General features: G+C 72.7%; 5 protein-coding genes. 4 read left to right on the top strand and 1 reads right to left on the bottom strand.

The window, feature by feature from the left end:
- The coding region (locus tag K1Y73_RS21535) for a ChaN family lipoprotein (protein ID WP_225030449.1) at positions 1 to 625 on the bottom strand (625 nt) is incomplete at its 3' end.
- 92 nt (positions 626 to 717) lie between these two features.
- Between K1Y73_RS21535 and cobU the strand changes: the two genes are divergently transcribed.
- The 4 genes from cobU to K1Y73_RS21555 all read left to right on the top strand — a co-directional run.
- The gene (gene cobU, locus K1Y73_RS21540) at positions 718 to 1248 is read left to right on the top strand and encodes a bifunctional adenosylcobinamide kinase/adenosylcobinamide-phosphate guanylyltransferase (protein WP_225030450.1); all 531 of its coding nucleotides are present in this window, start codon (positions 718 to 720) and stop codon (positions 1246 to 1248) included.
- Positions 1245 to 1823 (top strand): histidine phosphatase family protein, encoded by a 579-nt coding sequence (locus K1Y73_RS21545; RefSeq protein WP_225030451.1) that lies wholly within the window; start codon positions 1245 to 1247, stop codon positions 1821 to 1823. Before cobU ends, K1Y73_RS21545 begins: the two co-directional genes overlap by 4 nt.
- 75 nt (positions 1824 to 1898) lie before the next feature.
- Positions 1899 to 2786 (top strand): glutathione S-transferase, encoded by an 888-nt coding sequence (locus K1Y73_RS21550; RefSeq protein ID WP_225030453.1) that lies wholly within the window; start codon positions 1899 to 1901, stop codon positions 2784 to 2786.
- 90 nt (positions 2787 to 2876) lie between these two features.
- On the top strand, positions 2877 to 3444 hold a 568-nt coding region (locus K1Y73_RS21555), incomplete at its 3' end, for a magnesium chelatase domain-containing protein (protein WP_318248269.1).

Here is a 3444-nt window from a genome sequence, read left to right on the forward strand (position 1 = left end):
CGGCGATCACCACGACCGGCCCGCCGGTTTCCTCGACCGCCTGCACCACCGCCCGCGCCAGCGCCGCATCGCGCAGCCGTTGCGCCTGGACCATGCCCGCCATCAGATCCGCCGGCATGGCGCCGCAATGGGCCTGGAACTGCTCGTCCTCGCGCGCGCTCTGCTCGGCCTCGGGCAAGGGCCGGTCCAGCCCATAGCGCGCGGCCTCGGGCCCGAACACCGCCGCGGCGCCCTCGGTCACCGCGCGGCGCACCTGATCGCGTGGCCATTCGGCACCGTAAAGCCGCGCCTCGGGCGCGGCGGCGAAGATCGGATGATACAGCGCGAAATCCGGCCAGCCCGAGCCGTCCCATCCCAGGGCCCGGCCCAAAGCCGCCGCATCCGAGCGGTCGGCCGGCGCCGCGGCCGCGGCCTCGGGCGTCAGCATCTCGAAGACCAGCGCCTTGGGGCGCAGCGCGGCCACGGCGCGGGCCTGGTTCAGGTGATGGGCGGAGTTGTCATGCACCTCGCCCAGCAGGATGACATCGGCTTGCGGCAAGGCGTCCAGCGCCTCGGCGGTGACTTCGGCGGCGCGGGCCGGCAGGGCCAAAGCCAGCGCCAGGGTCAGAAGGACAGGTCTCAGCATGCCCGACCCATGCCAGCCCGGGGCGCAAGTCGCAAGCCCGGACGGCCGGCGGGGCTTGGCCCGCCGCCCCGCGCCGCCTATACCGGAAAGCCATGCAGATCCCCCTTCCCCCCCTGAGCCTGGTCACCGGCGGCGCGCGATCCGGCAAATCGGCCTATGCCGAGACGCTGGCCCGGCGCAGCGGCCTGCAGCGGCGCTATGTCGCCACCGCCCAGGCCTTCGATGCCGAGATGGAGGCGCGCATCGTCCGCCACCGCGCCGATCGGGGCGCGGGCTGGGATCTGGTCGAGGCGCCCTTGGACCTTGGCCCCGCGCTACAGGGGGCCGATGCCGGGACCGTGACGCTGATCGATTGTGCCACGCTGTGGCTGACCAACCATCTGCTGGCCGGTCATGATCTGGACGACCGTACCCAGGCGCTTTGTGCCGATCTGGCCCGCGCCCAGGGCCCGGTGATCCTGGTGACGAATGAGGTGGGCTGGGGCATCGTGCCGGGCGATGCGCTGTCGCGCGCCTTCCGCGACGCGCAGGGGCGGTTGAACCAACGGCTCGCGGGTCAGGCCGGGCTGGTCGTCGCGGTGATGTGCGGGCTGCCGCTGGCGCTGAAAGGCCCGCTGCCATGAGCCGGCTTTGGTGGGTGCGCCATGGCCCGACCCATGCCAAGGCGCTGGCCGGCTGGCGCGACATCCCGGCCGATCTGTCCGATACCGCGGCGCTGGCGCGGCTGGATGCCGCCCTGCCGGCGGGCGCGCTGCTGATCTCCTCCGACCTGATCCGCGCCCGCGACACCGCCGCCGCCCTGGCGCGCGGCCGCCGCCTGCTGCCCGCCGATCCGGACCTGCGCGAATTGCATTTCGGCGATTGGGACGGGTTGCACCATGCCGAGGTCTCGGCCCGCTGGCCCGACCTGTCGCGCGCCTTCTGGGAAGATCCCGGAGCCGTCGCCCCGCCCGGCGGCGAAAGCTGGCACCAGGCCGAGGCGCGGATCTCGGCCGCGGTCGCCCGGCTGACCGAGGCCCATCCCGGCGCCGAGATCGTCCTTGTCGCCCATATGGGCGCGATCCTGACCCAATATGCCCTGGCCGCCCGGCTGACGCCCGCCGAAGCGCTGGCCCAGCGCATCGACCCTTTGTCGATCACCCGGCTGGACCGGGCGCACAGCCGCTGGCAGGTGGGCTGCGTCAATCACATTCCGTGATGATCCTGCGCACGAAGCAGCGTTTTGCCGCGCCGCGCCGCGCGGCTATCCTGCGCGCGCAGCATGGAGAAGATGATGAGCGACCAGCGCCCATATGACCTTGTGATCGGCGACCGCGGCTATTCCAGCTGGTCCTTGCGCGGCTGGCTGCTGCTGGAGGCCTTCGGCCTGCCGGTCCGCTGCCATCGCGCGCAGCTTTACACCGAGGAATTGTCGACCCTGCTGCAGGATTACGCCCCCGCCCGCCTGGCGCCCACCCTGCGCACGCCCGACGGCACGGTGATCTTCGAAACCCTGGCCATCGCCGAAGAACTGGCCAGCCGCCATCCCGAGGCCGGGCTTTGGCCCTCGGCCCCCCGGGCGCGGGCGGCGGCGCGCTCGCTGGCGGCCGAAATGCATGCGGGCTTTTCAGCGCTGCGCAGCCATTGCCCGATGAATCTGCGCGTCAGCTATGTCGATTGCGGCCCGCCCGATCCGGTTCTGGCCGATCTGGCGCGGCTTGAGACGATCTGGGCCTGGGCGCGGGACACGACCGGGGCGCAAGGCCCCTGGCTGTGCGGCGCCTATTCGGCGGCCGATGCCTTCTTCGCGCCCATCGCGGCGCGGATCGCGGGCTACAACCTGCCGGTCGGCCCCGCCGCCATGGAGTATGTCGCGGCCCATCTGGCCCATCCCGCGTTCCGGCGCTGGCGGGCGATGGGGCTGGTCGACGGGCCGGATCAACCCTTCTACCGCCGCGACTGGCCGCAGCGCCCCTGGCCGGGCCCGCAGCCGCTGCACGCCCAGCCGGTGCCGGGGACCGAGGCGGAAAACGCCGCCTGCCCCTATTCCGGCCGGCCCGTGACCCATGTTCTGGCGCTGCAGGGCCGCCGCTTCGGCTTTTGCAACGCCTTCTGCCGCGACAAGACCGCCGCCGATCCCGAGGCCTGGCCGGCTTTCATGGCCCTGGTCAACGCGGCCTGATCGGGGCCGCGGGCGCGGCTTTCGCAGATGGCATTTACCAATCCCTAACCAGTTGCCGCTATCGCCTTAACCAAGGTTAAGGGGGCAGGCATGGTCGCGCGGGCCTATACGGTGGCATTCGAAGGGGTCGAGGCCCGCCTGGTCGAGGTGCAATGCGCCGTCTCGCCGGGCCAGCCCGGCATCTCGCTGGTGGGCCTGCCCGACAAGGCGGTCTCCGAGGCGCGCGAACGCATCCGCTCGGCACTGCAGGCGCTGTCGATCGCCCTGCCGCCGAAGCGGATCACCGTCAACCTCTCGCCCGCCGATCTGCCCAAGGAAGGCAGCCATTTCGACCTGCCGATCGCGCTGGCGCTGCTGGCCGCGATCGAGATCATCCCGCGCGACGAGGTGGAACGCGCCGTCGCCATCGGAGAATTGTCGCTGGACGGGCGGCTGATGCCGGTCGCGGGCGCCCTGCCCGCCGCTATGGCCGCGGCCGAGGCGGATCGCGCGCTTCTGTGCCCGCGCGCCAGCGGCGCCGAGGCGGCCTGGGTGGGCGCGCCCGAAGTGCTGGCGGCCGGCGCGCTGGACGAGGTCTTGCGCCATTACACCGGCCAGGCGCCCCTGGCCGCGGCCGAGGCGGGCGAGGTGACGCCCGCGCCCCCGGGCCGCGATCTGC

This window comes from Xinfangfangia pollutisoli, from assembly GCF_020179405.1.
GTDB lineage: Bacteria > Pseudomonadota > Alphaproteobacteria > Rhodobacterales > Rhodobacteraceae > Pseudogemmobacter > Pseudogemmobacter pollutisoli.